This window comes from Streptosporangium sp. LJ11 (assembly GCF_051918945.1).
In the GTDB taxonomy this organism is placed as follows: Bacteria; Actinomycetota; Actinomycetes; order Streptosporangiales; family Streptosporangiaceae; genus Streptosporangium.
The window spans coordinates 427684-453382 of record NZ_JBPXMB010000004.1 but is presented as its reverse complement, the minus strand read 5'-3'; the positions used below and the strand labels follow the sequence as shown (position 1 = coordinate 453382).

Below are 25699 nucleotides of genomic sequence, written 5' to 3'. Positions count from 1 at the left end.
CCCGACTTCGAGACCAGGCCGATGCGGCCGGCGCTGGTGATGTCGGCCGGGATGATCCCCGCGTTGGAGGCGCCGGGCGAGGCGATGCCGGGGCAGTTGGGCCCGATGATCCGGGTCTTGCCGCCCTTGGCGACCGCGTACGCCCAGAACTCGGTGGTGTCGTGGATCGGGACGCCCTCGGTGATGACCACGCAGAGCGGGATCTCGGCGTCGATGGCCTCCTTGACGGCGTCCTTGGTGAACGCCGGGGGCACGAAGACGACCGACACGTCGGCGCCGGTCTCCTTGATGGCCTCGGCGACGGTGCCGAAGACGGGCAGGCCCTCGTGGACGGTGCCCGCCTTGCGGGCGTTGACGCCGCCGACGACGCGGGCGCCGGAGGCGAGCATCCGGCGGGTGTGCTTGGTGCCCTCACCGCCGGTCATGCCCTGGACGATGATCTTGCTGTTCTCGTTCAGCCAGATGGCCATTACGCACCTACCGCGGCGAGCTCGGCGGCGCGCTTGGCCGCATCGTCCATGGTGTCCACCAGTTCGACGCCGGAGAGCTTGGCGTCGGAGAGAATCTGACGCCCGAGTTCGGCGTTGTTGCCGTCCAGACGGACGACCAGCGGGCGGCTCACGCTCTCACCGCGGGCGTCCAGCAACTGGAAGGCCGAGACGATGCCGTTGGCGACCGCGTCGCAGGCGGTGATGCCGCCGAAGACGTTGACGAAGATCGACTTCACCGCGGGGTCGGAGATGATGATCTCCAGGCCGGCCGCCATCACCTCGGCCGAGGCGCCGCCGCCGATGTCGAGGAAGTTGGCGGGCTTGGGCTGACCGGGGAACGTCTCGCCCGCGTAGGCGACGACGTCCAGGGTCGACATGACCAGGCCCGCGCCGTTGCCGATGATGCCGACGGAACCGTCGAGCTTGACGTAGTTGAGGTCCTTGGCCTTGGCCGCGGCCTCCAGCGGGTCCTCGGCGGCCTTGTCCTCGAAGGCCGCGTGGTCCGCCTGGCGGAAGGACGCGTTGTCGTCGAGGGTGACCTTGCCGTCGAGGGCCTTCACCTGGCCGTCGGCGGACAGGATCATCGGGTTGACCTCGACGAGGGAGGCGTCCTCGTCGACGAAGGCGCACCAGAGCTTCTCGATGAGCTCGGCGGCGCCGTCGAGCGCGGCCTCCGGCAGCCCTCCGGCCTGGGCGATCTCGCGGGCCTTGGCCCGGTCGACGCCGTCCAGGGGAGAGACCGGGATCTTGGCGACCTTCTCGGGGGTGCTGTGCGCGACCTCTTCGATGTCCATGCCGCCCGCCGCGGAGCAGATGGCGAGGAACGTACGGTTGGCGCGGTCGAGCAGGAAGGAGAAGTAGTACTCCTCCGCGATCGCGCTGGCTTCCTCGATCAGGACCTTGTGGACCGTGTGGCCCTTGATGTCCATGCCGAGGATGTCGGTGGCCTTCCGCTCGGCGTCGGCGGCGTCGTCGGCGACCTTCACGCCACCGGCCTTGCCTCGACCACCGGTCTTGACCTGGGCCTTGACAACGACACGGCCGGTCAGCTGCTCGGCTGCCGCCCGTGCCTCCTCCACGGTGTGCGCGACCACGCCGCGCGGCACCGGGATGCCGTACTCCGCGAAGAGCTCCTTCGCCTGATGTTCGAACAGGTCCACGAGGGTCCGTCCTTGCTTGTCCGGCTGGTGTACAGATGTGAGCGAGCCGACTCCATGATCCAAGGGGGAGCCCGGCGGTTTTGCGCCAATGAAGCCTAGCCCGCCTCATGGCATGACCAGGTAACCGGGTTCCAGATCGTACGCCCCGAACGCTGTTCGCGCCGAACCGGCCGGTCCGGCCGCCGGTCCCGCGAGCCGGTTCACCGGGCCGGCGGGCGACCTGTCAGAGGTTCGTCGGACAGGCGAGGGCGGCCGGAACACCGGCGAGAGATCCGGCGAGAGACCCGTCGGACGGGTGGGGGACCGTCAGACGGCGTGAAGGCCGTCAGACGGGCGAGGGGATCGCGCTCCGCACCCAGTCGACGATCTCCTGGGTGGTGGCGCCCGGGGTGAAGACGCGTGCGACGCCCATCTCCTGGAGGGCGGGCATGTCGGCCTCGGGGATGATCCCGCCACCGAACACCACGATGTCGCTCGCGTCGTTCTCCTTCAGCAGCTCCAGCACCTTGGCGAAGAGCGTCATGTGCGCGCCCGACAGGATGGACAGCCCGACCGCCGCGGCGTCCTCCTGGATCGCGGTGCGCACGATCTGCTCGGGCGTCTGGTGCAGGCCGGTGTAGACGACCTCCATCCCGGCGTCCCGCAGCGCCCGCGCCACGATCTTCACGCCCCTGTCGTGACCGTCCAGCCCCGGCTTGGCGATGACGACGCGGATCCTTGACACGGCATCCATCCAGACCTCCTTGTCTGCGCTCCCCTCGCGACGTGGGAGCTGTCCGCAGCGTAACCGGCCGCGCCGCGCCGGGCTCGGCGGGCCACCGCGAACCACGGTACAGCGGTACGAATTTCACCGCCTTTCCGTACGGCGCCAGGGTCCGTCTCCCCCGGCGGCCGCGCCCCGGCTAAACCGGCCGGAATACGCGGCGGAACCGGGGCCGCACAGAAAAGGGAAACTGACCGTCTGTGATTGTTCGGAAACGAAGCCGCGTTCCCGGTATAGGAGATGACGGCGCGCCAAAGGTCGGCAGGACCTCTCTGCACCGAATGTGCACGGTTAATTCAAGGCAATCCGCCAAATGCGCTACCGTTCCGTGATCTTTCTCCACAAGAATGTGTCGTCCCTCCCCCAGCGGGGTGGAGGGATCAATCAGGAGGACATCCCTTTGAAGCGATACATCGCCGGGCTGGCGTGCGCCGCAACGGCCATGCTGGGCGTTCCGGCGCTGGCATCGACCGCGCACGCACAGGCCGCCGATCCGATCAGCGCACTGAAGAAGCAGTTCGAAAACGGCCGGGGCGTCACGTACGTCGACACCACGAAGGGGCGCGCCTCGTACGGCAGCGCGGTCTTGGCTCAGCGCAAGGGGGTGCTCCAGTTCGGCGCCTCCGGAATCAACGCGTCCGACCAGACCACCAAGCTGCGCATCAAGGCGAGCGACATCGCGGAGATTACCGAGAACCTGAGCGAGGAGGAGAGCAAGGTACTGGTCGGTCTGACCAAGCCCGAGCGGGTGATCCGCGTCAAGAACACCTCCTACGTCTCCGGCGGCATCTTCGGCCAATTCCTGCCTGAGGACAAAACGTGGCTTAAATTGCCGGGCGTTCTGGGCAACACCGGCCGGTTGAGCCAGCTCGTCAATCCGGCCGAGCCCGCGACGCTCAAGGCCCTGCTCGCACGCGCCACGGTCAAGCGCCCGACCGCCTACTCGGGAAAGATCACTTTCGGCGAGCTCTACAAGGTCTCACCGTGGTTCCGAGCAGGCGTCTTCGTTGCTCCGACGGCCAAGCAGTCGAAGATCACGGTGCAGTGGAAGCTGGTTCTCGGTTCCGACCTGCTCGCCAGGAGCCTGACCACCACCTACTCCGGGACCGCCGTGGCCGCGCCGGGGACGACCATCTCGGTCGAGACCCGCTACACCGGCTGGGGCTCCAAGGTGACGGTCAAGGCGCCGCCGGCCGATCAGGTCGCCAAGCCGGGCGATCTGGACGAGGGTGTGGAGACCGACGCCCCCATCCCCCTGCTGGGCGGCAGCTGATCACCCCGGGCTGATCACACGGAACCGGTTCGTCCCGCGCTGATCACGCCACACCGATCACACGGCACCGATCGTCCCGCGCTGATCACATCTCGCACCACACGGGCCGCGCCCGGCGGGTTTCCTCCGCCGGGCGCGGCTCGCGGCGTCCGCCGACGGCGCGGGCCCCGGCACCTCTGTCGATTCTTGATCCAATATTTCGGGATATAGGGAAGAATCTTCTTCCGCCCTCCGCGACGACGCGAGGACACCTACGGGAGGACCCCCTCGATGAGGCGAATCATCGCCGCCCTGACCGGCGCCACCATGGCAGCCCTGATCGTTCCCACGCTGGTGACCGTCGCCCCGGCGAGCGCCACGACCACCCGGACCGCCCAGGCCGGCGCGGCCGACCCGGTCTCGGCGCTGAAGCGCCAGTTCAGGACCCACCGGGGCGTGAAGCTCACCGAGAACACGAAGATCGTCGGTGAGGGCAAGAAGAATCGGACGATCTTGACCCGGCGGAGCGGGGTGCTGGAGTTCGGCAGGACCGGCATGGTCGCCTCGGACCTGACCACCACATTCAGCCTGCCTGTCCCGGACAGCGAGCTCAAGGGCCTGTTCGCCCCGTCACGGACGATCTCGCTGAAGGGCGTCAGCTACACCTCGGGCGGCATCTTCGCCGAGTCCATGCCCGAGGGCAAGAAGTGGCTGCGCACGCCCAGCGGCACGCTCTCCCTGGTCAGCGCCGTCCAGCAGATCATCAGCACCGTCGAGCCCGGCACGCTCAGGGCGACTCTGGCCCACACCCGCGCCAAGCGCCCCGGCGGGACGTGGGACGGCACCCGGACCACGGTCCACTCGGGCACGATCACGCTGGCCGAGCTCTTCAGGGTCTCTCCCGCGGTACGCACGATGCTGGGCAGGAAGCCCACCGGCAGGTCCGCGACGCTCCCGGTGACCTGGAAGATCTATCTCGGCTCCGACCGGCTGGTCCGCCGGATCGTGTCGTCGTACACCGAGTCCACTCGGGGCCTCAACAGCACCGAGCTGACCTACGTCAACGACACCCGCTACACCGGCTGGGGCACCAAGGTCACGATCAAGGCACCGCCCGCCGGCCAGGTGGTCGAATTCGACGAGCTCATCGGCGACATCACCCAGCCCGAGGACCCCATCCAGGAGCTCTTCAAGGGCTGAACCGGCCCGAGGTGATGAGGGACCGAACCGGCCCACGGCGCTCGGGAAGGGCCCGGAGAGCAACCGCTCCCGGGCCCTTCCGGCCTCCCCGGACGCTCATCCGGCACAGGCTAGAGCTTCTCCAGGGGCGCGTACGCCAGCAGCAGGGTCTTCTCTCCCCCGCCACCGAAGTCGATCTTGACCTTGGTCTTCTCCGCGACGCCGTCCACGGACACGACCGTGCCCAGGCCGAACTGGTCGTGGGTGATCCGGTCGCCGGGGGTCAGGTTGGGGATCTGCCTGCCACCGGGCTTCCTGGCCGGGGCGGGACGGGAGTCGCGGCGGGTGGCGGCGCTCCAGGCGCTCTTCTCCGGATCGCTGCGCCAGTCGACCAGCTCGGACGGGATCTCGGCGACGAACCGGGAGGCCGGGTTGAACGCGGGCGAGCCCCAGGAGCTGCGGACGGCCGCCCTGGAGATGTAGAGGCGCTGCTCGGCCCGGGTGATGCCGACGTAGGCCAGGCGGCGCTCCTCCTCCAGCTCCTTGGGCTCGCCGAGCGAGCGCATGTGCGGGAAGACGCCGTCTTCCATGCCGGTGAGGAACACCACCGGGAACTCCAGTCCCTTCGCGGTGTGCAGCGTCATCAGCGTCACCACGCCCTGACCGCCGTCGGCCGCCGGGATCTGGTCGGCGTCGGCGACCAGGGAGACCTGCTCCAGGAACTCCACCAGCGTGCCCTCGGGGTTGGCCTCCTCGAACTCGGAGGCGACCGAGATCATCTCGTCCAGGTTCTCCAGGCGGCTCTCGTCCTGCGGGTCGTTGGAGGCCGTGAGCTCCAGGCGGTAACCGGTGCTCGCCAGCACCTCCTGGGCCAGCTCCGAGGGCGTCATGTCGTCGGCCTTCACCATGAGCTCGTCCATCAGCGCGACGAACTCCTTGATGGCCTTGAGCGAGCGGGTGGCCATGCCCGGCGCGTCGTCCGCCCGGCGGAGCCCCTCCCAGTAGGGGATCCGCTCCCTGGTCGCGAACGCCTCGACCATCGCCTCGGCGCGCTCGCCGATGCCGCGCTTGGGCACGTTGAGGATGCGGCGCAGCGACACCACGTCGTTCGGGTTGGACAGGAAGCGCAGGTAGGCGAGCAGGTCGCGGACCTCCTTGCGCTCGTAGAAGCGCACCCCGCCCACCACCTTGTACGGCAGGCCGGTCCGGATGAAGATCTCCTCGAACACCCGGGAGGCGGCGTTGGTCCGGTAGAACACCGCGACCTGGCCGGGCACGACGTCCTCGTGGTCGGTGAGCCTGTCGACCTCCTGCGCGACGAACATGGCCTCGTCGTGCTCGTTGTCGGCGACATAGCCGATGATCTTCGTCCCGGCGCCCTGGTCGGACCAGAGGTTCTTGGGCTTACGGCTCGCGTTGCGCGAGATCACCGCGTTGGCGGCGGACAGGATCGTCTGGGTGGAGCGGTAGTTCTGCTCCAGCAGGATCGTCCTGGCCTCCGGGTAGTCGCGCTCGAACTCCAGGATGTTGCGGATCGTCGCGCCACGGAAGGCGTAGATCGACTGGTCGGCGTCACCGACCACGCACAGCTCGGCCGGGGCGACCCCGCCCTCCCTGCCCTCCCTGACCGTGTCCCCGTCGGCGGTGCGCGGCTCGGGACGGCCGGCGATCTCGCGGATCAGGGTGTACTGGGCGTGGTTGGTGTCCTGGTACTCGTCCACCATGATGTGGCGCCAGCGGAGCCGGTAGTGCTCGGCCACGTCGGGGAAGATCTGGAACAGCGTCACCGTCAGCATGATGAGGTCGTCGAAGTCCATCGCTCCGGCCTCGGTGAGCTTCTGCTGGTAGTTGCGGTACGCCTCGGCGAGCTTGCGCTCCAGGTGGGTGGACGCCTGGGCCGACGCCGTCTCGTAGTCGATCAGCTCGTTCTTGAAGTTGCTGACCTGGGCGGAGAACGATCTCGGCGGGTAGCGCTTGGGGTCGAGGTCCATCTCGCGGCAGACCATCGCCATCAGCCGCTGGGAGTCGGCCTGGTCGTAGATGGAGAAGCTCGTCGGGAAGCCCAGGCGCCTGGCCTCGCGGCGCAGGATCCGCACGCACGCGCTGTGGAAGGTCATCACCCACATCGCCGCCGAGCGCGGGCCGATGAGCCGGTCGACCCGGTCCTTCATCTCCCTCGCGGCCTTGTTGGTGAAGGTGATCGCCAGGATCTCCTGCGGCTGCACGCCCCGCTCGCCCAGCAGGTAGGCGATGCGGTGGGTCAGCACCCGGGTCTTGCCGGAACCCGCGCCCGCGACGATGAGCAGGGGGCTGCCGTGGTGCACGACGGCCTCGCGCTGCTGGGGGTTGAGCCCGTCGAGCAACGGATGGGTCAGGGAAGAGGCTGGGATCGACACGTCCCCTAGGTTAGAGCGACCGACCGACAACCGGGTCCAGCCATCGCAAAGGAATGCGAGTGGACTCCCCCGCGGTTGTGATGACGGAGCGGTACGCGGAAAAACGGAAAGGTCTTCTCATGCTGCCCGAGAACGAGATCAACCGCGTATTGGCGGTCACCGCACACCCCGACGACGTCGACTTCGCCGCCGCGGGCACGATCGCGCTGTTCACCGATCGCGGCGTCGAGGTGACCTACTGCGTGGTCACCGACGGTGACGCGGGCGGCTTCGACCGCGAGCTGGACAACGGCGGCATGGCCGAGCTGCGCAGGACCGAGCAGTCCAACGCCGCCAAGGCCGTCGGCGTGACCGACGTGCGCTACCTCGGCCACCACGACGGGACCGTGGTGCAGAGCCTGGAGCTGCGGCGTGACATCACCCGGGTCATCCGGCAGGTCAGGCCCGACCTGGTGATCACCCACAGCCCCGAGCGCAACCACCGGTTCATCGCCCCCAGCCACCCCGACCACCGCGCGGTCGGCGGCTGTGCCCTCGACGCCGTCTACCCCGACGCGCGCAACCCGTACACCTTCCCGTCGCTGCTGCTCGACGAGGGGCTGGAGGCGTGGACCGTCCGCGAGGTGTGGCTCAACGGCGGCCCGACGCCCGACCACCACGTGGACGTCACCGACACCTTCGACCGCAAGCTCGCCGCCCTGCGCGCCCACGCCAGCCAGATCGGCCACCTGGAGGACTTCGAGAGCTTCCTGCGGGGCCGCTTCTCGCAGATCGCCGTCGAGGCGGGCTTCGGCGAGGGCCGCTACGTCGAGGCCTTCCAGCGGGTTCCCACCGCCTGATCCTCCCGAGGGTCCGAAGAGCGCCGCCGGGGGACGGGCCACGACCGGACCACCGCTCCCGCCGGGAGTCCGAGGGGCACCCGGCGGGAGGAACCGGGCCCTCCTCGCGGTCGCCGCCGGGGACCTGGAAACCTGGAAGGCACCCGCCGGGAGGTCCGCGCCGTTGAACAGCATCGATCTGTCCCTCGCCACCGCCGTCGTCGTCCTCCTGCTGGCCGTCGGAGCCGCCGCCGTCGCCCGGCTCGGCCGCCTCGGGCACGCGCCCGCGGTGCTCGTGGCGTGCCTGCGCGCCGCCGCCCAGCTCGGCGCGGTATCCCTGGTCATCGTGTGGGCCGTCGAGCACGCGCTCGCGGTGGCGGTCTTCGTGCTGGTCATGTACGGGGTGGCGAGCGTGACCGCGGGACGCAGGATCACCTCGGGTTCCGCCGTCCGGTGGGCCGCGGCGCCCATCGCGGCCGGGACCCTGCCGGTCCTGGCGCTGCTGTTCGGCAGCGGCGTCGTCCCGCCGCTGGGCATCACGCTGATCCCGGTCGCGGGCATCCTGCTGGGCGGGTGCCTGACGGTCACGGCCCTCGCCGGACGGCGGGCTCTGGACGAGCTGGCCCACCGGCGCGGCGAGGTGGAGGCGGCGCTCTCGCTGGGCTTCTCCGAGCGGGACGCGGCGCTGGAGATCTGCCGCCCGGCCGCGGCGCAGGCGCTGGTGCCCGCGTTGGACCAGACGGGAACCGTGGGCCTGGTCACGCTTCCCGGCGCCTTCGTGGGGATGCTCCTGGGCGGGGCCGGCCCGCTCCAGGCCGGAGTGGTGCAGCTCGTCGTGCTGGTGGCGCTGCTGGCCGCGGAGGCGGTGGCCGTGGTCGTCACGATCGAGCTCGCCGCCCGCGGCCGCTTCGGCGACGGTCAGCGGCCCGGGACGGACCTCTCCGGCGGGGCCAGGCGGGCGAAGAGATAGCCCAGGGAGTTGGTCGCGACGTGGAACATCGCCGGAGCGGCCAGGCCTCCCCTCCTGCGCAGCTCGGTGAAGAGCACCCCGGCCAGGCCCGTCGTGATCACCGACCCGGCCACGACGCGCGCCACCTGCCACGCGGGCGCCCTTCCGGGCGCCTCGGGCACCTCGGGCACCCCGGACACGCCCGGTGTGCCCTGCGCGTCCGTTCCGGTGGGCGTGTCCGGGGCGCCGGGGGTGTGCCCGCTCCCCGGCCCGCCCCCGGGTCCGCTCCCCGTGCCCTCCGTGCCGGGATCACGGGCGGCCGGGGCGTCGAGGGTCTCCCCCGCGGCCAGGCGGCTCAGGGCGGGGTTGGCGGCCATCATGTCGACGGCGGGCAGGATGTGCCAGAGGCCGAAGAGAACCGAGGAGACCGCGGTCGCCGTACCGTGGCCGTGGGAGCGGGCGACGAGGGCGTGCAGCACCCCGCGGAAACCGACCTCCTCGAGCAGGACCGTGCCGACCGGCACCTGGAGCAGGGCCTCCTCCAGCGCGCGGGCGCGGGACAGGGACAGGGCGCGCTCGTCGCGGAAGAACCGGCGGGTGGCCGGGACGGCGACGCCCGCCGTGTAGGCCGCGGCCACGGCGGAGACGAGCGCGCCGCCGATCCGCAGGCCCCGCGCGCGCCGGTGGAATCCCAGCTCGGCCCAGGAGAGCCCGGAACGGCGGGCCATGACGACCAGCGCGCCGGTGGCCGCGGCCGAGGTCAGCGGCGCCAGCCTCGGCGCCACGCGGTTGTTGAGCACGTTGGCCGCCACCAGCACGGCCACCGCGCCCGCCTGCACGCCCGCGGACACACCGGGCACCGCCTCGGGTCCGGCGCACGCGGCTCGCCCCGGCTCGCGCTCCATGCCCACGACCGCCCACGACTCCCTCGGACACCGTCTCGCGCCCCGCGTGCCGGGCCGCGCCGGGGACCGTGATCTTCGGGATCCCCTCGAATCCGGTTCGAGGCTACGCGATCGGAGCTCAGCCCGCGGCGGCCTGGCGCCAGCCGGTGGGGAAGCGCAGGAGACGGCGTTCCCGCACCGTCAGGCCGCCCCAGATCCCCTCGGGCTCGGCCGCGCGGAGCGCGTAGGCCCGGCACTCCTTCAGCACCGGGCACCGCTCGCAGACCGCCTTCGCCCGCGCCTCGTGCTCGGCCGACTGCGTCAGCGGGAAGAACAGCTCGGGGTCGCTCGTACCGCAGGCACCCCGCGCGGCCCAGCCGATGTCCCGCACCGTCGTCCGCATGACATCGCCCCCTGGTGGCCCGGCGTCCCCAGCCAGACTAGGTGGACCTCGGCGGCGGGACATCAGCCTCTCGGCGGATTCACCCGTACTCATCGCGGCGTACTCCGGTGGCGCGCCACCCCCGCGACACTCCCGCGGCGCCCCGGCGCCCCGGTGCCACCTCGTGGCACCCTCGTGGCCCGCTCCGGCACCCTCGTGGCCCGCTCCGGCGCCCGCGTCGCGGCCTCAGCAGGCGGTCGTCCCCTGGTTGTATCCCTTGGCGAACAGCTCCTGGCGCTGGCCCGCCGTGCCGTGGGCGTCCGGGCGCAGCCAGTCGTCGGTGGGGTCGCCCGCCGCGGCGAGGTTGATCAGGAGCTCGTCCTCGTCGCCGGGCTCGGTCTGCAGCGAGCCGCCCTTGACGAGCGCCCCCAGGGTTCCCCCGGCGTAGCAGTCGGCCTGGAGCTCCTGCTCGATGTTCAGGCGGAACGCGGTGTTCAGCTGCGCCTGCACCGCGTGCCCGAACTCGTGCGGAATGATCACGTAGACCGAGCCGTCGCCCATCCGCTCGTAGAGCTCGTTCATCCACGTCTCGTCGTAGGCGATGAAGTGTCCCGCCGAGCAGTAGAAGGCGTTGTTCGGCACCGACGGCCGCCCGCCGCAGTCGGGCCCGTTCTCTCCCTGGTAGGCGACGAACGCGGTGACCGGGCGGTAGGTCAGCCCGGCCGCTGCGAAGGTCTGCTTCCAGTAGGCCTCGGTGAGCTCCCTGGCCAGCTCGACGTCCGACTCGAACGTCTGCCCCCGCGCGCCGGGCGTGGCCTGCCCGCCGGTGGGTCCGGCCTCCGGTTCCGTGCCCTCCCCCACGCTCCCGCAGGCGGTGACGGCCGCCAGGACCAGGGCCAGGAAAAAGGAGAACGCTCTCATGGGCCCATCGTGACGGAGTCCGCGGCCCCGCGCGAGGGATCGGCGCGACCGGGGACCGGCCGGCGCGGAGGCCGGGGAGACCCGGCGGGCCCCGTCAGCCCTCGCAGCGGCGACCCCACCGGCGTTGCGGGCGTTCCGGCGGCTCGGGCGGCTCAGGCTGCGGTCCCGGAAACGATCTCGGCCGCGGTCTCACGGGGACGGCCAGGTGTGGACGGGCTCGTTGGTGTGCATGTTCTCGATGTAGCGCAGGGTCATCCGGCGCAGCGCCTCGTGCCTGTCGAGGTCGCCGAGCGCGTTCACCGCGTCGATCTGCCAGCTCGCCCCGGTCGTGCCCGTCAGGCAGCGCTGCTCGACGATCCCCAGCAGCCGGTCCCTGGCCCCGGGGTCCACTCCCCACAGGTCGAGTCCCTCGTAGGCGAGCGGCAGCAGGCGGCGCAGGACCAGCTCCGACGCGACCACCTCGCCGAGCCCCGGCCAGAACAGCCGGGCGTCCAGGCCGTACCGGGCGGCGGCGTGCAGGTTGTCCTCGGCCGCGGCGAACGACATGCGCGTCCAGACCGGGCGTTCGGCGTACGGGAGGACGCGCATGAGCCCGTAGTAGAAGGCGGCGTTGGCGGCGACGTCCGCCACCGAGGGCCCGGCGGGCAGCACCCGGTTCTCCACCCGCAGGTGCGGGGTGCCGTCCACGACCGCGTAGACCGGCCGGTTCCACCGGTAGACGGTGCCGTTGTGCAGGGTCAGCTCGCCGAGCCGCGGGGTGACGCCGCGCGCCAGCTCCTCGCGCGGGTCCTCGTCGTCGCACAGGGGCAGCAGCGCGGGGAAGTAGCGGGCGTTCTCCTCGAAGAGATCGAAGACCGAGGTGATCCACCGCTCGCCGAACCACACCCTGGGCCGCACCCCCTGGGTCTTCAGCTCCACCGGGCGGGTGTCGGTGGCCTGCTCGAACAGCGGGATCCTGGTCTCCTGCCAGAGCCTGCGGCCGAACAGGAACGGGGAGTTGGCCGCCAGCGCCACCTGGGGACCCGCGATGGCCTGGGCGGCGTTCCAGTTGGCGGCGAACGCCTCGGGGCTGACCTGGAGGTGGAGCTGGAGGCTCGTGCAGGCGGCCTCGGGGGTGATGCTGTCGGCGTAGGCCTCCAGGAACTCCTCGCCCTCGATCGACAGGTGCAGGTCCTCGCCCCTGGCCGCGAAGATCTGCTCGTTGAGGAGCTTGTAGCGGGGATTGGCCGACAGCGTGCCCTCGTGCACGTCGCCCTCTCGCAGCGTGGGCAGGATCCCGACCATCACCATGTGCCCGCCGACGGTACGGGCCCGTTCCTCGGCGTGGTTGAGCCGGTCCCTGATCACCTTCTCCAGCCGGACCGCGCCGTCCCCCTCCAGGGACTCGGGCAGGACGTTGATCTCCACGTTGAACTGGCCCAGCTCGGTGGCCCAGTCGGGCTCGGCGATGGCCTCCAGCACCTCGATGTTCTTCATGGTGGCCTCGCCGCGCTCGTCCACGAGGTTGAGCTCGATCTCCAGCCCGGCCCTGGGCTCGTCGAACTCGAACCTGGACTCGCGCAGCATCTGCGCGAAGACGTCAAGGCACCGGCGGACCTTGTCCCGGTAGCGCCGCCGGTCCTCGCGGCTGAACACCATCGCAGGTACATCGCGTCCCATACTTCGCAGAGTCGCACAGAAGTAACTGCTCGTACAGAAGTCCGCGAGGTGAGGATGCCGTGGACGCCGGGGATTCAGACCAGGCGCCGCGCCGTGGCCCAGCGGGACAGCTCGTGACGGTTGGAAAGCTGCAGCTTGCGCAGCACGGACGAGACGTGGGTCTCCACGGTCTTCACCGAGATGAACAGCTCCTTGGCGATCTCCTTGTACGCGTAACCGCGGGCGATCAGCCGCAGCACCTCGCGCTCGCGCTGGGTGAGCGAGTCGAGCTCGGGGTCGATCGGCGGGGCCTCGCTGGAGGCGAACGCGTCCAGCACGAACCCGGCCAGCCTCGGGGAGAAGACCGCGTCGCCCTCGGCCACCCGGCGGATGGCGTCGGTGAGCTCGCGCCCGCTGATGTTCTTGGTGACGTATCCCCTGGCACCGCCCCGGATCACGCCGATGACGTCCTCCGCCGCGTCGGAGACCGACAGGGCGAGGAAGCGGACCGTGGAACCGGAGCCGAGCACCCGGCGCAGCACCTCCTGGCCGCCGCCGCCGGGCATGTGCACGTCGAGCAGGACCACGTCGGGTCCCAGCGCGGCGATCGCCTTGACCGCGGACTCCACGTCCTCGGCCTCCCCGATCACCTCGATGGAGTCGCCCAGCTCGGCCCGCACGCCGGAGCGGAACAGACGGTGGTCGTCGACGATCAGGACCTTCACCACACTCATCGGACTTCTTCCCCTCGCGGTCCCGAGGGCCGCTCTCCTGCTCGTCGCGATCCCGAGGGTGATCCCGAGATCCGCTCTCCAGCCCGCCGCGATCCCGGGGGCGGGGCCCCGGCTCGCCGCGTCGTGGCTCGCTCGCCGCTCACGTCTTCTCCAGCTTCATGGTCAGCATCACTTCCGTGCCCTCGCCGGGCTCGGTCCGCACACGGGCGCTGCCCCCGTGGCGCTCCATCCTGCCGATGATCGACTGGCGGATACCCATACGATCCTCGGGCACATCGTCCATGTCGAACCCGATCCCCCGATCCCGGACGAAGACGGTGACCTCATCCGGTTCCGTCTCGGCGTACACGGAGACGACCTCGGACCCGGAGTATTTCGCGGCGTTGACCATCGCCTGCCTCGCGGCCTGCATCATCGCGGAGAGCTCGGGGGTGAGCGGGCCGTCGCCGACGCAGACGACCTCGATCGGCACCCCGTGCGCGTCCTCCTCCTCGGCCGCGACCCGCCGCACGGCCGCGGCCACCGACGCGTCGGCGTCCTGCTGGGGCTGGTAGAGCCAGTTGCGCAGCTCACGCTCCTGGGAGCGGGCCAGCCGCATCACCTCGCGCGGGTCCTGGGCGTTGCGCTGGATGAGCGTCAGGGTGTGCAGCACCGAATCGTGCACGTGCGCGGCCACCTCGGCGCGTTCCTCCTGCCGGATGCGCTCGCGGCGTTCGCGTTGCAGCTCCTTCCACAGGGCGGCCAGCCAGGGCGCCGCGATCAGCGCGACACCGCCCACGACCACCAGGGTGAACACGATGCCCGGACGCGCGCTGCCCAGCTCGTCGTTGGCCACCAGGAAGCCGATCGCGCCGACCACGACGAGCACGAGCCCGAGGAAGGTGCGGACCCGGTTCTGGCGGACCTGCCCGACGGTGTTGCTCATCCAGCGCTGCCGCCGGTCGGGGTCGGCCTGCTGCCACAGGATCAGCGAGCCGATACCGCCCACGGCGATCGGCCAGGCCCCGATCCCGGCACCCGAGGTGCCGGTGAGCCAGCCCAGGGCCATCAGCGCCAGCCCGATCGCGGCGTACGCGGTGAACTGGCTCCAGTCCCTCCCCGGCTCCCTGCCCTCGTACGGCTCGCGCGGGGTGAACATCCACAGGGCGGCGTACGCCAGGGCTCCGAACCCGTCCAGGACGGTGAGCAGCACGAAGGCCAGCCGCAGCACGACCGGGTCGAGCCGGAGCTGGGCGGCGGCACCCTGGGCCACCCCGGCGACCAGCCGCCCCTCCACCGGTCTCACCAGGCGGGGGAAGGGGGCGTCGTCGGAGGTCACGGGCGCCGCGTCGCGAACTGTCTGTCGGTCAGCCATATCGTCAGCATCGTCACATGAACCAGCCTGCCAGTGCATCAGGCGTTCCCCTGAAGCGACCCTGAGAGAGACCTGCCCTCTCCGGGACGACTCAGGGGTCTCCCGGATGCGTCATGGGCCGGGAAAGGCCACGATGAGGAACATGAACGACACCGGGCGGGCCCAGGATCCGGCGAGCTCGCCGTCCGCCTCCTCCCCCTTCGAGGAGCGCGACTTCGAGAGGCGCGACCTGAGGCGCAGCAACGAGGGGCGCATGCTCACGGGTGTCTGCGCCGGCCTGGGGAGATACGCCCGGATCGATCCCGTGGTGCTCCGGGTCGGTTTCGCGGTGCTGGTGCTCGGCTCCGGGATCGGCATCATGCTCTACATCGCGGCGTTCCTGCTGATGCGCGAGACCGACGGCGGCCCCGGCTACCTGGAGCAGTGGATCCGGCGCGACTTCGACGGCGAGACGGTCCTGACCCTGCTGACCGGCCTGTTCGCCCTCGGACTGATCGTCAACGTCTCCTCGGACGGCATCGGCACCGGCACGGTCGTGGTCGGCACGGTGTTCGCCATCGCCCTGCTCGCCGCCCATTCCCGCGGGGTCGACCTGCTGGCCGTGGCGAGGTCGCTGCCCGACCGGCTGCGCAGGCACCGCGCCCCGTCCCCGTCCTCGTCCCCGGCCGGCCGGTGGCCCGGCTCGCCCGCCCACACGCCGGGCGCCGCCGGGCAGCGCCCCGTCGGCGAGCGGGATCCGGTCGCCCACGCCGCCACCTCTCCGGCCGCCGAGACGGTCGCGGAACCGTACGCGCCCGCGGCCGGCCCGGGATCGGCGACGGTCCCGCCGCCCGCCTCCGGAACCCGGCCCATGCCCGCCTTCGAGAACCGTGCCGGGCAGGCGCCGGGCATGCCCCCGGGCCCCGTCGGACCGCCGCAACACGGGCCGCGGGACACCCCGCCGAGCCCGTACGGCGCCGCGAGGCCGTTGTTCGACTCCTCCGGCGAGCCCTTCTCGCCCTACGGCCCCTACCAGCCTCTGGATCCCCGGAGACGGCAGCAGCCGTACCTCCCCTACGACCCGTCCGCGTACCTGGGGACGGTGACGGCGCCGCCCAGGCCGCGGCGGCGCGGATCGCTCGTCGGGAGCATCACCATCTTCCTGGCCATCATCGTTGGAGGGATCATCGTGGCGATCCAGTCCGCCTCGGGATCGGTCAACATGACGGTCGCCGGCGGCGCGGTACTCGTCGTCATCGGCGCCGGCCTGCTGGTCGCCACCTGGTTCGGCCGGGGGGCGGGGCTGGTCGCGACCGGCACCGTCCTGTCGCTCGCCCTGATCGCGGGGTCCACGCTGGGCGGCGTGCCGAAGAAGTTCGGCGACTACACCTGGCGGCCCACCGCCCTGTCCGAGGTGGCGCGCACCTACTCGGTGGACGTGGGAGAGGGCAGTCTCGACCTGGGCGACCTGGCCCTGCCCCCCGGCTCGCGGACCGTCGTGAACGCCTCGGTCTCGGTCGGCGAGATAAGGGTGATCCTGCCCCCGACGGCCAGGGTCGAGGTGAACGGCTCCACCAGGTTCGGCGACGTCAAGATCGACCATGCGGTGGAGGGCGGAGCCGACATCCAGCACAACAAGATCCTGGAGCCCGAGGTGCTCCCCGAAGGGGATGTGGCCACCATCGTGCTGAACATCAAGGCCGGCCTCGGGGACGTGGAGGTGCGCCGTGCGGCCTGACGTCGAAAGGACCGAGCGCCGCCGCGTGCACCGCACCGACTGGATGGCCCTGCTCAGCGGGGTGGTGTTCATCGCGGCCGGCATCGTCTTCATCAGCGAGCCGTCCGTCCAGCCGCTGGTCATGCTCATGGTCCTGGTGAGCGGCCTGGGCTTCGCGGGCCTGGTCGCCATCCTGGCCAAGGCCATCCGGCGCTAGGTGTTCCGTCCCGGCGGGCCGGTGGCGGGTGCCGCCGGCGGTCACCGGCGACGGCAGGACCTCACGGCAAAAGACCAGATCAGGCATTAGGGTCGGAGTATGTCGGCCCTGGAGTTCGTCAGCACCGTCCGCGCGACGCGGGCCGGTCTGACGGACACGCTCGCCGACGTCGAGGGCATGACCGCGTGGGGCCGGGCGCACGCCGCCGAGCTGGGGATCGACCCGGGCTTCCTCGCCTCGGAGGAGCTGCGGCGCGAGGTGGTGGAGCTGCGGCAGGCCGTGCGGGCGCTCTTCGCCAGGGCGGTGGAGCCGGGTCCCGCGAGCGGCGCGGACGCGCACCGGCTCCCGGGGTTCGCCGAGTCGCTCGACCTGGTCAACGCCGCGGCGCTGGCCGTGCCGCTGGCCGCGCGGCTGGAGTGGCCCGCCGGCGACGCTCCCCGCGCACGGACCGTCCCGAGCGACGGGGCCACGGAGTCGGCGCGGATCCGGGCGGCCCTGGCGACGTCGGCGATCGAACTGCTGGCCGGACCCCGGCGCGAGCGGCTCCGCACCTGCCCCGCGCCGCGCTGCGTGCTCTACTTCCTCAAGGAGCACGCCCGGCAGGAGTGGTGCTCGGTCGGCTGCGGCAACCGGGCCCGCGCGGCCCGCCACTACCACCAGCACCGCGACGGCTGACCCCGCCCGGCCGGTTCTCCCCTTTTCACGCCCCGACCGGTGGATCTCACGCCTGGATTCCCACAGACGTGATTTACATCACATATTTATAATGGGAAAAATGATGATTATGCATTAGATTTACCATGCGGCCAGACTAACGGAACGAGCCGTTAGAAAGCCCGAAGGGAGAGACCAGATGACCTTCCAGACCGGCCACGTCGGCCTCAACGTCTCCGACCTCGACAGGTCCAGGGACTTCTACGTGAAGATCTTCGGCTTCGAGGTCCTCGGCGAGTCCGGCGAGGCGGGCCGCCGGTACGCCTTCCTCGGCCTCGACGGCACGCTGGTGCTCACCCTCTGGCAGCAGAGCGAGGGCCGCTTCGCCACCGGCCTGCCCGGCCTGCACCACCTGTCCTTCCAGGTTCCCGACATCGAGACGGTCCGCCGGGCCGAGACCGCGATCAGGGAGGCCGGTGCCACGCTCCACCACGACGGCGTGGTGGCGCACCGCGAGGGCGCGTCCTCGGGCGGCGTGTTCTTCGAGGACCCGGACGGGATCCGGCTGGAGATCTACGCGCCCACCGGCGCCGAAGGTTCCCCTGTGCCGGTGACCGCCGCTCCCACCTGCGGCTTCTTCTAAACGACCGTGGAGCACGCAGGAGAGCTCGCGGTTCAGCGGAGGGCCGGGGTGCGCGCGGTGGCGCTGGGTTCGGCCAGGACCCGGCCGGAGATCCCGGCGGTGGCGGCCGAGTTCCTGGGGCGGCAGCGGATGCTGCTGATCGGGGCGGCGGGGCGGGACGGGCTCCTGTGGGCGTCCGCCCTGACCGGGCCCGAGGGCTTCGCCCGGGCGCCGGACGAGCGGACGGTCGTGATCGACGCGGTTCCCGGCGAGCACGACCCGCTGGCGGGGCTGGACGGGGGCCAGATCGGGATGCTCGCGATCGAGCCGGCGAGCAGGCGCAGGATGCGGGTCAACGGCACGGTCTCGCGGGAGGGCGGGCGGCTGATCGTCCGTACCGAGCAGGCGTACGCCAACTGTCCCAAGTACATCCAGGCGCGGGAGATCGTCGTGGAACCGGCGGAGCCCGCCACCCGCTCCCCCGGATCGACCGGATCCACCGACTCCCTCGGCTCCGCCGGCTTCTCCTCGGGGACGGTGTTCGGCGACGACGACCGGGCGTGGATCGAGGGCGCCGACACGTTCTTCGTCGCCACCTCCGCGCCCGGTCTCGGCGCCGACCTGTCACACCGGGGCGGCAACCCCGGGTTCGTCCGGGTGGTGGACGACCGGCGGCTGGTCTGGCCGGACTACGTCGGCAACTCCATGTACATGACGCTGGGAAACCTGGAGCTGGACGACGGCTGCGGCCTGCTCTTCCTCGACTGGGAGAGCGGCGGCGCCCTGCACCTGACCGGGCGTGCCCACGTCGACTGGGATCCGGGGAACGTCCCGGGCGCGCAGCGGCTGGTCCGCTTCGAGGTGGACCGGATCGTCCGCGTACGGGGAGCCGTCCCGCTCCGCTGGAGGCTCGCTGAGTACTCCCGCCACAACCCGCCGGTCTGAGGGCGCGGCGCGATGGGCGCATCGTCCCCGCCAACGAGGGCAGTACCAGGGAGCGGGCACCGAACTGGAGTGCGGACACGGACCGTCGCAGGAGGTCCGGCCGGGGTTCAGGGCGGCATACTGGCAGTACGCCCCCGTGTAGTCGTAATGTCGCGACAGCGGCCGACCGGTGAGGAGCGCAGCGATGGCGATGCGATTCGAGCACGAGTTCACGGTTCCCGTACCTGTCGACCAGGCGTGGCCGGTGCTGCTCGACGTCGAGCGGATCGCGCCCTGCCTGCCCGGAGCCGCCGTGGACAAGGTCGAGGGTGACTCCTTCACCGGCCGGATGAAGATGAGGATCGGGCCGATCACGGTGACGTACCAGGGCCGGGTCGCCTTCGAGAAGGTGGACGAGGACACCCACTCCATGACCCTCAGGGCCACCGGCAAGGAGGCCAGGGGTCCGGGCACGGCGGGTGCCACGGTCGTCGCGCGCCTGCACCCGCAGGGCCCGCACACCCGGGTCACCGTCGACACCTCCTTCGACGTGACCGGCCGCCCGGCCCAGTTCGGCCGGGGCGTGATGACCGAGGTCGGCGAGAAGCTGGTCGACAGGTTCGCGGCCGGCATCTCCCGCCTGCTGGGCGAGGGTCCCGGCGTGGAGACGGCCGCCGAGACGGTCTCGGGGACGGCCGGTGTGGGCGGCTGGAACGCGAGCGCGAAGCGGGAACCGGCGTTCACGGGGCCGGACGACGTTCCGGCGATCTCGGAGACCTGGGGTCCCGGACCGGCGCGCCCCGCCGATGCCGGCGATTCCGACGATTCACGCGAGTCCGTCGACTCCACGGCCGCGTCCGCCACACCCGCCGCGTCCGCCGGTCCCGCGGGTTCGACGGCCTCCGGCCAGGAGAGCCCCGGCACCACCGGCTCGGCGTTCCCCGGCCCGGCGGGCTCGACGGGGCACGGCCCGGGAGGCCACGAGGGCACGACGGCCTCCGGCGGCACGGACCATGGTGCGGCGTCCGGACTGGGCGGCCCCGGCGGCCCGGAGGACCTGAACGGCCCCGGCGTCCCGGACGGGCCGGAGCGTCACCTCAGCGCGGTGCCGACGCCGCCCGGCCTCGCCATCGGCGAGAAGGAGGAGTCCCGCCAGAGCCACCCCGCGGGCACCTCGCGCACCTCGCTCAGCCCCGACGAGGAGGCCCTGAACCTTCTGGAGGTGGCGGGCCTGCCGCTGCTCAAGCGCGTCGCCCCCCTGGTCGCCGCCCTGGCGGGCATCGTCCTGCTCGCCTGGCTGATCCGCCGCGCCCTGCGGCACTAGCCGCCGGAGCGCGGCCCGCGATCATCGGTAGACGCACCTCTCGGCGTCGTCCGACCGGTCGGCCACCGAGGCCGCGTCGGAAACAGTGATGCCGGAAGGACAGGACATCCCTTCTTGCCGCCGGTCACCCCACCCTTCCCTGTTCTCTCACCCGCCCGCGCTCCCCCGCCGTCCGCCTTCCCGAGCACCGCGCCGACCTGTTTCCCCGACTTTCACACAACCCCAAAAACAGTGTCATCAGTGAACAAGTAGGACAACTGACTACTTTTTCTCGGGAATACCTCGGATCGTGATCAATATCCCGGAATGCAGCGTTGTGGTCATCACCTACAACGATGCCGCGCGGCTGGCCAGGGCCGTGCGGTCCGTGCTCCGGCAGTCCCTGCGCAACATCGAGGTGATCATCGCGGACGACGCGAGCACCGACGGCACGGGGAAGGTGGCCAGGGAGTTGCAGCGCAGGGACGCGAGGGTCCGCTACCTGCGCGGGGAGGTCAACAGCGGCGGCTGCGGGGTGCCGCGCAACAGGGGGGTGGCGGCGGCGCGGGCGCCGTACGTGATGTTCCTGGACAGCGACGACGAGCTGACGAGACACGCCTGCAAGAGCATGCTGCTGGAGATCGAGCGGACCGGCGCGGACTTCGTCACCGGGCAGATCGCGCGGCTGTACGAGCAGACCGGGAAGACCGCGCGCTACTACCCCGCCCTGTTCACCAGGCGCAGGACGGTGGAGGGCATCGCCAGGGAGCCGGAGATGTTCCTCGACTCCTTCAGCACCAACAAGCTCTACCGGGCCGAGTTGCTGCGGCAGGTGCCGTTCCGCGAGGACATGCACTACGAGGACCACGTCTTCAGCACCGCCCTGTACTGCGCGGCGCGGCGGTTCGCCGTGGTCCCCTGGGTGGTCTACCTCTGGCACCGGGCCTCGGCGGAGAGCGACGAGCGGCTGTCGATCTCGCTGTGCCTGACGGACATGGCCAACGTCCGCTCCAGGATCAGGGCGGCCCGGCTGAGCGACGACATCCTGCGGGACAGCGGCCTCGGCGGCCTCGGCGACCTGGTGCACGAGCGGCAGCGCCGCTTCATCCGCCAGGACCTGCGGGTCTACCTCAACCCGCTGCCCTCGCGCGATCCGGCGTGGATCGAGGAGTTCGTCTCGGTGATCCACCCCTACCTCGCGGAGCTCGACCCGGTGGTGTTCGAGACGGTCGACCCGCTCCTGCGGGTCTGCTGCAGCTTCATCCTCGACGGCAGGCCCGACGAGCTCCTGGTGGCCGCCCGGTCGCTGAACGGGCCGAAGGCCCCGCCGCGCGTCGCCGTACGGGAGGGCGGGCGCACCTACTGGGGCGCCGTCGCCGACGAGAGGCGGGAGATCACCTCGCTCCGGATGGCCGAGCTCCCCTACAGCGCCTCCCGGCTGCGCCACGAGGCGGTCGTCACCGGGGAGGGCTCGCTGATCACGCTGGCGATCACGACGTACGACCCGTTCGGGGTGCTCGCCGCCACGCCCGGCTGGACCGCGTTCCTGCGGTTCAGGAACCATCGGGTACGGCTGGAACCGCGCGCGCCGGACGGCGACGGCGGTTACCCGAGTGAGGCGACGATCGACCTCACCGCGATCCGCCACGGCCGCCTGGGCTTCGAGGGCCGCTACGACCCGGTGGTCGAGATCGTCAACCCCGACGGGCGGGTCACCTCCGACCGGCTGCTCGTCGACCCGCGCACCGCGCCGTTCGGTACGACCATCCTGTGGCACGAGGTCGTCGTCAAGGCGGAGGGGACCGCCGCGTTCCTGCGGGTGCTCTGGCGCCGCCAGGGGTTGCTGCGGCAGCTGCCCCGGCTCAAGCGGGCCGCCACCCGTCTGCTGCGGCAGCTGGGCGGGCCGGAGGTGAAGCTCCGCGTCTACAAGGGGCTGATCTCCGTGATGCCGCCGCGCGGAAACTTGGCCCTGTTCGAGTCCGACGTCGGCACCGGGTACACCGGGAACCCGCGCTACATCTACGAGGAGCTCAGGCGGCGGAACACGCCGCTGAAGGTGGTGTGGTCGGCCGCCGGGACGCGCGGGGACTTCCCCCCCGGCGTCAGGCTGGTGCGGCGGATGAGCTGGCGCCACGTCTGGACCATGGCCAGGGCGGGCTACTGGGTCGACAGCCACGGCATGCCGCTGGCCTATCCGAAACCGCCCGGCACCCGCTACCTGCAGACCTGGCACGGCCAGGGCATCAAGTCGGTCGGCTTCGACGCGCCCGACCTGCGCGCCGACTTCGACGGGCCGAGGGCGACCTGGCGGGCCGCGGTGGACCGCTGGGACGCGCTGGTCTCGCCCAGCGCCGAGTTCGAGCGGGTCTTCGTCCCCTCCAACGGCTACCGGGGGCGGCTGCTGCGGCACGGCTCGCCCCGCTGCGACGTGCTCGTGCACGGCGACCAAAAGGCGGTCAGACGGGCGAGGGAGGCGCTGGAGATCCCGCACTGGTCCAGGGTGCTGCTGTACGCCCCCACCTACCGCGACCGGGCCAAGGGGTCCGGGCGGTCGGTCAGGGCCGACCTCGCCGCGATGGCCGAGGCCCTGGCGGGCGACTGGACGGTGGTCCTGCGGACCCACCCGGTCGAGCGGTTCGAGGTGCCCGAGCACCTGCGCCACTTCGTCCGGCAGGCGGGGTCCTATCCGGAGGTCAACGACCTGATGCTGCTCTCGGACGCGCTGCTGACCGACTACTCGTCGCTGATGTGCGACTACGCGGTCACCGGACGGCCGATGCTGTTCCTGATCGACGACTGGGACGAGTACCGCAGGGTGGAACGCGGGGTCTATCACGACCTGCCCGCGATCGCCCCCGGCCCCTGCCTGACCACGACCGAGGAGCTGATCGAGGCGCTGCGCGACCTCGAGGGGCTGACGGCGTCGTTCGCCTCCAGGTACATCGCGTTCCGCAGGACGTGGTGCGCCGACGAGAAGGGCCACGCCGCGGCGAAGGTGGTGGACGCCTTCTTCGAAGGCTCCCACGTCCAGGCCCTCCGCCCCGCCGGGGCGCGGCAGCTGAGCCGCCTGTCGCTGCCGGGACGGCCGCGGTGAGCGGCGGGCACACCGGGGCGGTGGTGTTCGCGTGCATGGACGCCGACACCCTGGGCGGCGTCCAGCGGGTCACCCACACCATGGCGCAGGGCCTGGCCGAGCGGGGCCGCGAGGTGCACGTGGTCGGGCTGCACCGGGCGGAGAAGCCGTTCCGTTATGTGGAAAGGCCGCGTTACACCAGCCATGTCGTCCACCGCACTCCGGTGGGAAGGCTCTCGCGGCTGGGCAGGCGCCGCGAGCGGCGGGCGCTCGGCAGGCTGCTGCGGGAGGTGGGGCCGGGGTTCGCGGTGCTCGCCTCGCCCAGCGTGGTCGCCCGGATCGGGGGCCTGCTGCCCGAGGGACTGCTGCCGATCGGGCAGTACCACGGCTCGTACGAGCACGCGCGGGGATCCTGGCACCTCGGCTCGGTCCGCGGCCACTACGCCACCCTGGAGAAGGCGGTGTTCCTCAGCGAGGAGGACGCGTGGCTGTTCTCCGAGCACGCCCTGCTGCCCAACACCTGGTCCATCCCGAACCCGCTGCCCGCCTGGCCGTCGCGGACCGCGGACCTGACCGCCCGCCGGGTGCTCGGGGTCGGCAGGCTGGAGGGCGTGAAGCGGTTCGACCGGCTGATCTCGGCCTTCGCGGAGGCGTGCGGCCGGCCGGGTCCCGGAGGTGCCGGAGATCACCCGGAGCTCGTGGAGGCCCGTCGCGCGGCGGGTGAGGACTGGGAGCTGCACCTGATCGGCGAGGGGGTCGAGCGGGGGCGGCTCCTGTCGCACGCGGCCGCGTGCGAGGTGAGCGACCGGGTGGTGTTCCGCGGCGCGGTGCCCGCGGCCCTGATGGGGGACGAGTACCTGGGCGGGTCGGTGCTGGCACTGTCCAGCGAGCACGAGGGGCTGCCCCTGGTGGTCGGCGAGGCGGCGTCCTACGGGGTGCCCTCGGTGGCGTTCGACGTGTCGGGCGGGCTCAGGTCACTCGTCCTGGACGGGCGGACCGGGGTGCTGGTGCCCCCGGCCGACGTGACCGCGCTCGCCACCGCGCTGGCCGGGCTGATGGCCTCGGCCGAGGAGCGGCGGCGGCTGGGAGCCGCCGCCCGCGCGCACGTCGAGGCGTTCCGCCCGGACCGCGTCCTGGACCGGTGGGAGGCGCTGTTCGAGCAGGTCACCCGCTGAGCGGCACGGGCTCGTGCTCAGCGGGTCACCCGCCGGTCCCCACCGGTTCGCCGCGGGCCGGTCGGACCGGTCACCCGTTGACCGCGACGGGCTCGTTGCGCGGCAGCGGCACTCCCGCCAGCACGATCTGGGCGGAGGTGAGCCGTGCCCCCAGCGGGTTCGGCTCGCGGAGCCGGATCAGCCGGTCGAACGTGACCCGCTTGACGCGGGCCAGCTTCCGCTTGGCCGCGGTCCGCTCGTAGGAGACCATCCGCGAGGTCTCGACCTTCGGCGCGCCGGTGAGCTCGTACCCGTACGTCTCCAGCCGGTTCCCGAGCACGCTCTCGCACAGCGAGACCTCGCCGGGGTCGAGCCGGTCGCGCCACGAGCCGGTCCGCACGGTGGTCACCTCGCCGAAGGTGCGCGCGTGCCAGGTCTTGCGCGCGGGTACGGCGATGTCGGCCACCGCGCCCGGATCGCACATGGCGGGGTCGAAGTCCTCGCCGAGGAACTCGCACAGCCTGCGCAGGTGGGCCTCGGGCTCCGCGGTCAGGTCCTCGTAGCGCAGCTCGTGGTAACTGCCCTCGGGGAGCTTCGGCGCGCCGTGCCGGGCGAAGTCGATCGCCTCGGCCCAGGCGCACACCGCGCTGTAGACGCTCCCGTTGTACCAGGGCATCTCCTTCAGCGACGCCACGCAGTCGCGGCCGTCCCTGATCAGGTGCACGAACTGGGCGTCGGGGAACAGCCGCAGCAGCACGTCGGTGTACTGGAAGTACGAGGGCCGCTTGTCGCCCCAGCGCGGCTTGCCGTGCCTGGCCGCGTACGCGCGCAGCACGATGCCCAGCGCGGAGCCGAGCGTCGGCGGCCCGTCGACGATCTGCTCCAGCACGTCGTCGCGGTCCAGATCCAGCTCGTGGAAGCGCGTCTGGCGCCGGTCGACCACCCATTCGCCCAGCTCTCGCCGGCGTTCGGCGGCGTTGAGGTCGCCGAACTGGAGCCGGCGCTGGTAGGTGGAGACCATGAACCGGGTCTCCGGCGGGATGGCGACGCGCGGGTGGGCGTGCAGCATCAGCTGCAGCATCGTCGTCCCCGAACGGGGACAGCCCAGGACGAAGATCGGGCGATCGGACGTCAT

The 25699-nt window shown here is 71.5% G+C and carries 23 protein-coding genes; 12 read left to right on the top strand and 11 right to left on the bottom strand.

Annotated features, from left to right (window positions below; all coding sequences use genetic code 11):
- From ACTOQ3_RS09045 to ACTOQ3_RS09035, 3 genes are all read right to left on the bottom strand, one after another.
- The coding region (locus ACTOQ3_RS09045) for a CoA-binding protein (RefSeq protein WP_440082895.1) at nt 1-470 on the bottom strand (470 nt) is incomplete at its 3' end.
- Nucleotides 470-1651, bottom strand: a complete 1182-nt coding sequence (gene sucC / locus ACTOQ3_RS09040; protein WP_440082894.1) for an ADP-forming succinate--CoA ligase subunit beta — start codon at nt 1649-1651, stop codon at nt 470-472. The genes ACTOQ3_RS09045 and sucC, both read right to left, overlap by 1 nt.
- A gap of 325 nt (nt 1652-1976) precedes the next feature.
- Nucleotides 1977-2384 carry a cobalamin B12-binding domain-containing protein gene (locus ACTOQ3_RS09035; protein ID WP_440073307.1) on the bottom strand — a complete coding sequence of 136 codons (408 nt, stop codon included), beginning with the start codon at nt 2382-2384 and terminating at the stop codon, nt 1977-1979.
- A gap of 343 nt (nt 2385-2727) precedes the next feature.
- Between ACTOQ3_RS09035 and ACTOQ3_RS09030 the strand changes: the two genes are divergently transcribed.
- Together ACTOQ3_RS09030 and ACTOQ3_RS09025 are read left to right on the top strand one after the other, a co-directional pair.
- Nucleotides 2728-3687, top strand: coding sequence for a hypothetical protein (locus ACTOQ3_RS09030; RefSeq protein WP_440082893.1), 960 nt, complete (start codon nt 2728-2730; stop codon nt 3685-3687).
- A gap of 270 nt (nt 3688-3957) precedes the next feature.
- Nucleotides 3958-4866 carry a hypothetical protein gene (locus ACTOQ3_RS09025; protein WP_440082892.1) on the top strand — a complete coding sequence of 303 codons (909 nt, stop codon included), beginning with the start codon at nt 3958-3960 and terminating at the stop codon, nt 4864-4866.
- A gap of 110 nt (nt 4867-4976) precedes the next feature.
- On the opposite strand, the gene pcrA is transcribed toward ACTOQ3_RS09025, so the two are convergent.
- A complete protein-coding gene (gene pcrA / locus ACTOQ3_RS09020) occupies nt 4977-7241 on the bottom strand; it encodes a DNA helicase PcrA (RefSeq protein WP_440082891.1) in 2265 nt (754 codons plus the stop codon).
- A gap of 119 nt (nt 7242-7360) precedes the next feature.
- On the opposite strand from pcrA, the gene ACTOQ3_RS09015 reads away from it, so the two are divergent.
- On the top strand, nt 7361-8080 hold the full coding sequence (locus tag ACTOQ3_RS09015; protein WP_440073319.1) for a PIG-L deacetylase family protein: 720 nt from the start codon (nt 7361-7363) through the stop codon (nt 8078-8080).
- Nucleotides 8081-8243: 163 nt separating this feature from the next.
- Nucleotides 8244-9029: an ABC transporter permease gene (locus ACTOQ3_RS09010; RefSeq protein ID WP_440082890.1), complete on the top strand. Its 786-nt coding sequence runs from the start codon at nt 8244-8246 to the stop codon at nt 9027-9029.
- Here the strand turns inward: ACTOQ3_RS09010 and ACTOQ3_RS09005 are convergent.
- From ACTOQ3_RS09005 to ACTOQ3_RS08980, 6 genes are all read right to left on the bottom strand, one after another.
- Entirely contained in the window at nt 8978-9913 is a 936-nt protein-coding gene (locus tag ACTOQ3_RS09005; RefSeq protein WP_440082904.1) for a CPBP family intramembrane glutamic endopeptidase, read from the bottom strand. The two genes, ACTOQ3_RS09010 and ACTOQ3_RS09005, sit on opposite strands and share 52 nt — an antisense overlap.
- Before the next feature lie 118 nt (nt 9914-10031).
- The gene (locus tag ACTOQ3_RS09000; protein WP_440082889.1) at nt 10032-10295 is read right to left on the bottom strand and encodes a WhiB family transcriptional regulator; all 264 of its coding nucleotides are present in this window, start codon (nt 10293-10295) and stop codon (nt 10032-10034) included.
- A 225-nt stretch (nt 10296-10520) separates the two neighbouring features.
- Nucleotides 10521-11195, bottom strand: coding sequence for a neutral zinc metallopeptidase (locus ACTOQ3_RS08995; RefSeq protein WP_440082888.1), 675 nt, complete (start codon nt 11193-11195; stop codon nt 10521-10523).
- 189 nt (nt 11196-11384) lie between these two features.
- Nucleotides 11385-12854 (bottom strand): glutamate-cysteine ligase family protein, encoded by a 1470-nt coding sequence (locus ACTOQ3_RS08990; RefSeq protein WP_440082887.1) that lies wholly within the window; start codon nt 12852-12854, stop codon nt 11385-11387.
- Nucleotides 12855-12928: 74 nt separating this feature from the next.
- Nucleotides 12929-13567, bottom strand: a complete 639-nt coding sequence (locus ACTOQ3_RS08985; RefSeq protein WP_350943408.1) for a response regulator transcription factor — start codon at nt 13565-13567, stop codon at nt 12929-12931.
- Nucleotides 13568-13706: 139 nt separating this feature from the next.
- On the bottom strand, nt 13707-14921 hold the full coding sequence (locus ACTOQ3_RS08980; protein WP_440082886.1) for a PspC domain-containing protein: 1215 nt from the start codon (nt 14919-14921) through the stop codon (nt 13707-13709).
- Nucleotides 14922-15063: 142 nt separating this feature from the next.
- Between ACTOQ3_RS08980 and ACTOQ3_RS08975 the strand changes: the two genes are divergently transcribed.
- The 8 genes from ACTOQ3_RS08975 (at nt 15064) to ACTOQ3_RS08940 (ending at nt 24585) form a co-directional block, all read left to right on the top strand.
- A complete protein-coding gene (locus ACTOQ3_RS08975; RefSeq protein ID WP_440082885.1) occupies nt 15064-16638 on the top strand; it encodes a PspC domain-containing protein in 1575 nt (524 codons plus the stop codon).
- Nucleotides 16628-16834, top strand: a complete 207-nt coding sequence (locus ACTOQ3_RS08970; protein ID WP_440082884.1) for a hypothetical protein — start codon at nt 16628-16630, stop codon at nt 16832-16834. Before ACTOQ3_RS08975 ends, ACTOQ3_RS08970 begins: the two co-directional genes overlap by 11 nt.
- 99 nt (nt 16835-16933) lie before the next feature.
- Nucleotides 16934-17509: a CGNR zinc finger domain-containing protein gene (locus ACTOQ3_RS08965; RefSeq protein ID WP_440082883.1), complete on the top strand. Its 576-nt coding sequence runs from the start codon at nt 16934-16936 to the stop codon at nt 17507-17509.
- Nucleotides 17510-17687: 178 nt separating this feature from the next.
- Nucleotides 17688-18131 carry a VOC family protein gene (locus tag ACTOQ3_RS08960; RefSeq protein ID WP_440082882.1) on the top strand — a complete coding sequence of 148 codons (444 nt, stop codon included), beginning with the start codon at nt 17688-17690 and terminating at the stop codon, nt 18129-18131.
- Nucleotides 18132-18137: 6 nt separating this feature from the next.
- Entirely contained in the window at nt 18138-19055 is a 918-nt protein-coding gene (locus ACTOQ3_RS08955) for a pyridoxamine 5'-phosphate oxidase family protein (RefSeq protein WP_440082881.1), read from the top strand.
- 184 nt (nt 19056-19239) lie between these two features.
- The gene (locus ACTOQ3_RS08950; protein ID WP_440082880.1) at nt 19240-20358 is read left to right on the top strand and encodes an SRPBCC domain-containing protein; all 1119 of its coding nucleotides are present in this window, start codon (nt 19240-19242) and stop codon (nt 20356-20358) included.
- 289 nt (nt 20359-20647) lie between these two features.
- Nucleotides 20648-23431, top strand: coding sequence for a bifunctional glycosyltransferase/CDP-glycerol:glycerophosphate glycerophosphotransferase (locus ACTOQ3_RS08945; protein WP_440082879.1), 2784 nt, complete (start codon nt 20648-20650; stop codon nt 23429-23431).
- Nucleotides 23428-24585 (top strand): glycosyltransferase, encoded by a 1158-nt coding sequence (locus ACTOQ3_RS08940; protein WP_440082878.1) that lies wholly within the window; start codon nt 23428-23430, stop codon nt 24583-24585. Before ACTOQ3_RS08945 ends, ACTOQ3_RS08940 begins: the two co-directional genes overlap by 4 nt.
- A 70-nt stretch (nt 24586-24655) precedes the next feature.
- Here ACTOQ3_RS08940 and ACTOQ3_RS08935 read toward each other — a convergent pair whose 3' ends face one another.
- A complete protein-coding gene (locus ACTOQ3_RS08935) occupies nt 24656-25699 on the bottom strand; it encodes a sulfotransferase family protein (RefSeq protein ID WP_440082877.1) in 1044 nt (347 codons plus the stop codon).

What these genes read in the sequence shown, in the direction of transcription:
- ACTOQ3_RS08980 (WP_440082886.1), bottom strand. Translation starts at nt 14,921, where the DNA reads ATGGCTGACCGACAGACAGTTCGCGACGCGGCGCCCGTGACCTCCGAC.
- ACTOQ3_RS09000 (WP_440082889.1), bottom strand. Translation starts at nt 10,295, where the DNA reads ATGCGGACGACGGTGCGGGACATCGGCTGGGCCGCGCGGGGTGCCTGC.
- ACTOQ3_RS08990 (WP_440082887.1), bottom strand. Translation starts at nt 12,854, where the DNA reads ATGGGACGCGATGTACCTGCGATGGTGTTCAGCCGCGAGGACCGGCGG.
- ACTOQ3_RS08975 (WP_440082885.1), top strand. Translation starts at nt 15,064, where the DNA reads ATGAACGACACCGGGCGGGCCCAGGATCCGGCGAGCTCGCCGTCCGCC.
- ACTOQ3_RS09030 (WP_440082893.1), top strand. Translation starts at nt 2,728, where the DNA reads ATGCGCTACCGTTCCGTGATCTTTCTCCACAAGAATGTGTCGTCCCTC.
- ACTOQ3_RS09035 (WP_440073307.1), bottom strand. Translation starts at nt 2,384, where the DNA reads ATGGATGCCGTGTCAAGGATCCGCGTCGTCATCGCCAAGCCGGGGCTG.
- ACTOQ3_RS08995 (WP_440082888.1), bottom strand. Translation starts at nt 11,195, where the DNA reads ATGAGAGCGTTCTCCTTTTTCCTGGCCCTGGTCCTGGCGGCCGTCACC.
- ACTOQ3_RS09025 (WP_440082892.1), top strand. Translation starts at nt 3,958, where the DNA reads ATGAGGCGAATCATCGCCGCCCTGACCGGCGCCACCATGGCAGCCCTG.
- ACTOQ3_RS08935 (WP_440082877.1), bottom strand. Translation starts at nt 25,699, where the DNA reads ATGACGTCCGATCGCCCGATCTTCGTCCTGGGCTGTCCCCGTTCGGGG.
- ACTOQ3_RS09005 (WP_440082904.1), bottom strand. Translation starts at nt 9,913, where the DNA reads ATGGAGCGCGAGCCGGGGCGAGCCGCGTGCGCCGGACCCGAGGCGGTG.
- ACTOQ3_RS08985 (WP_350943408.1), bottom strand. Translation starts at nt 13,567, where the DNA reads ATGAGTGTGGTGAAGGTCCTGATCGTCGACGACCACCGTCTGTTCCGC.
- ACTOQ3_RS09015 (WP_440073319.1), top strand. Translation starts at nt 7,361, where the DNA reads ATGCTGCCCGAGAACGAGATCAACCGCGTATTGGCGGTCACCGCACAC.
- ACTOQ3_RS08960 (WP_440082882.1), top strand. Translation starts at nt 17,688, where the DNA reads ATGACCTTCCAGACCGGCCACGTCGGCCTCAACGTCTCCGACCTCGAC.
- ACTOQ3_RS08965 (WP_440082883.1), top strand. Translation starts at nt 16,934, where the DNA reads ATGTCGGCCCTGGAGTTCGTCAGCACCGTCCGCGCGACGCGGGCCGGT.
- ACTOQ3_RS08950 (WP_440082880.1), top strand. Translation starts at nt 19,240, where the DNA reads ATGGCGATGCGATTCGAGCACGAGTTCACGGTTCCCGTACCTGTCGAC.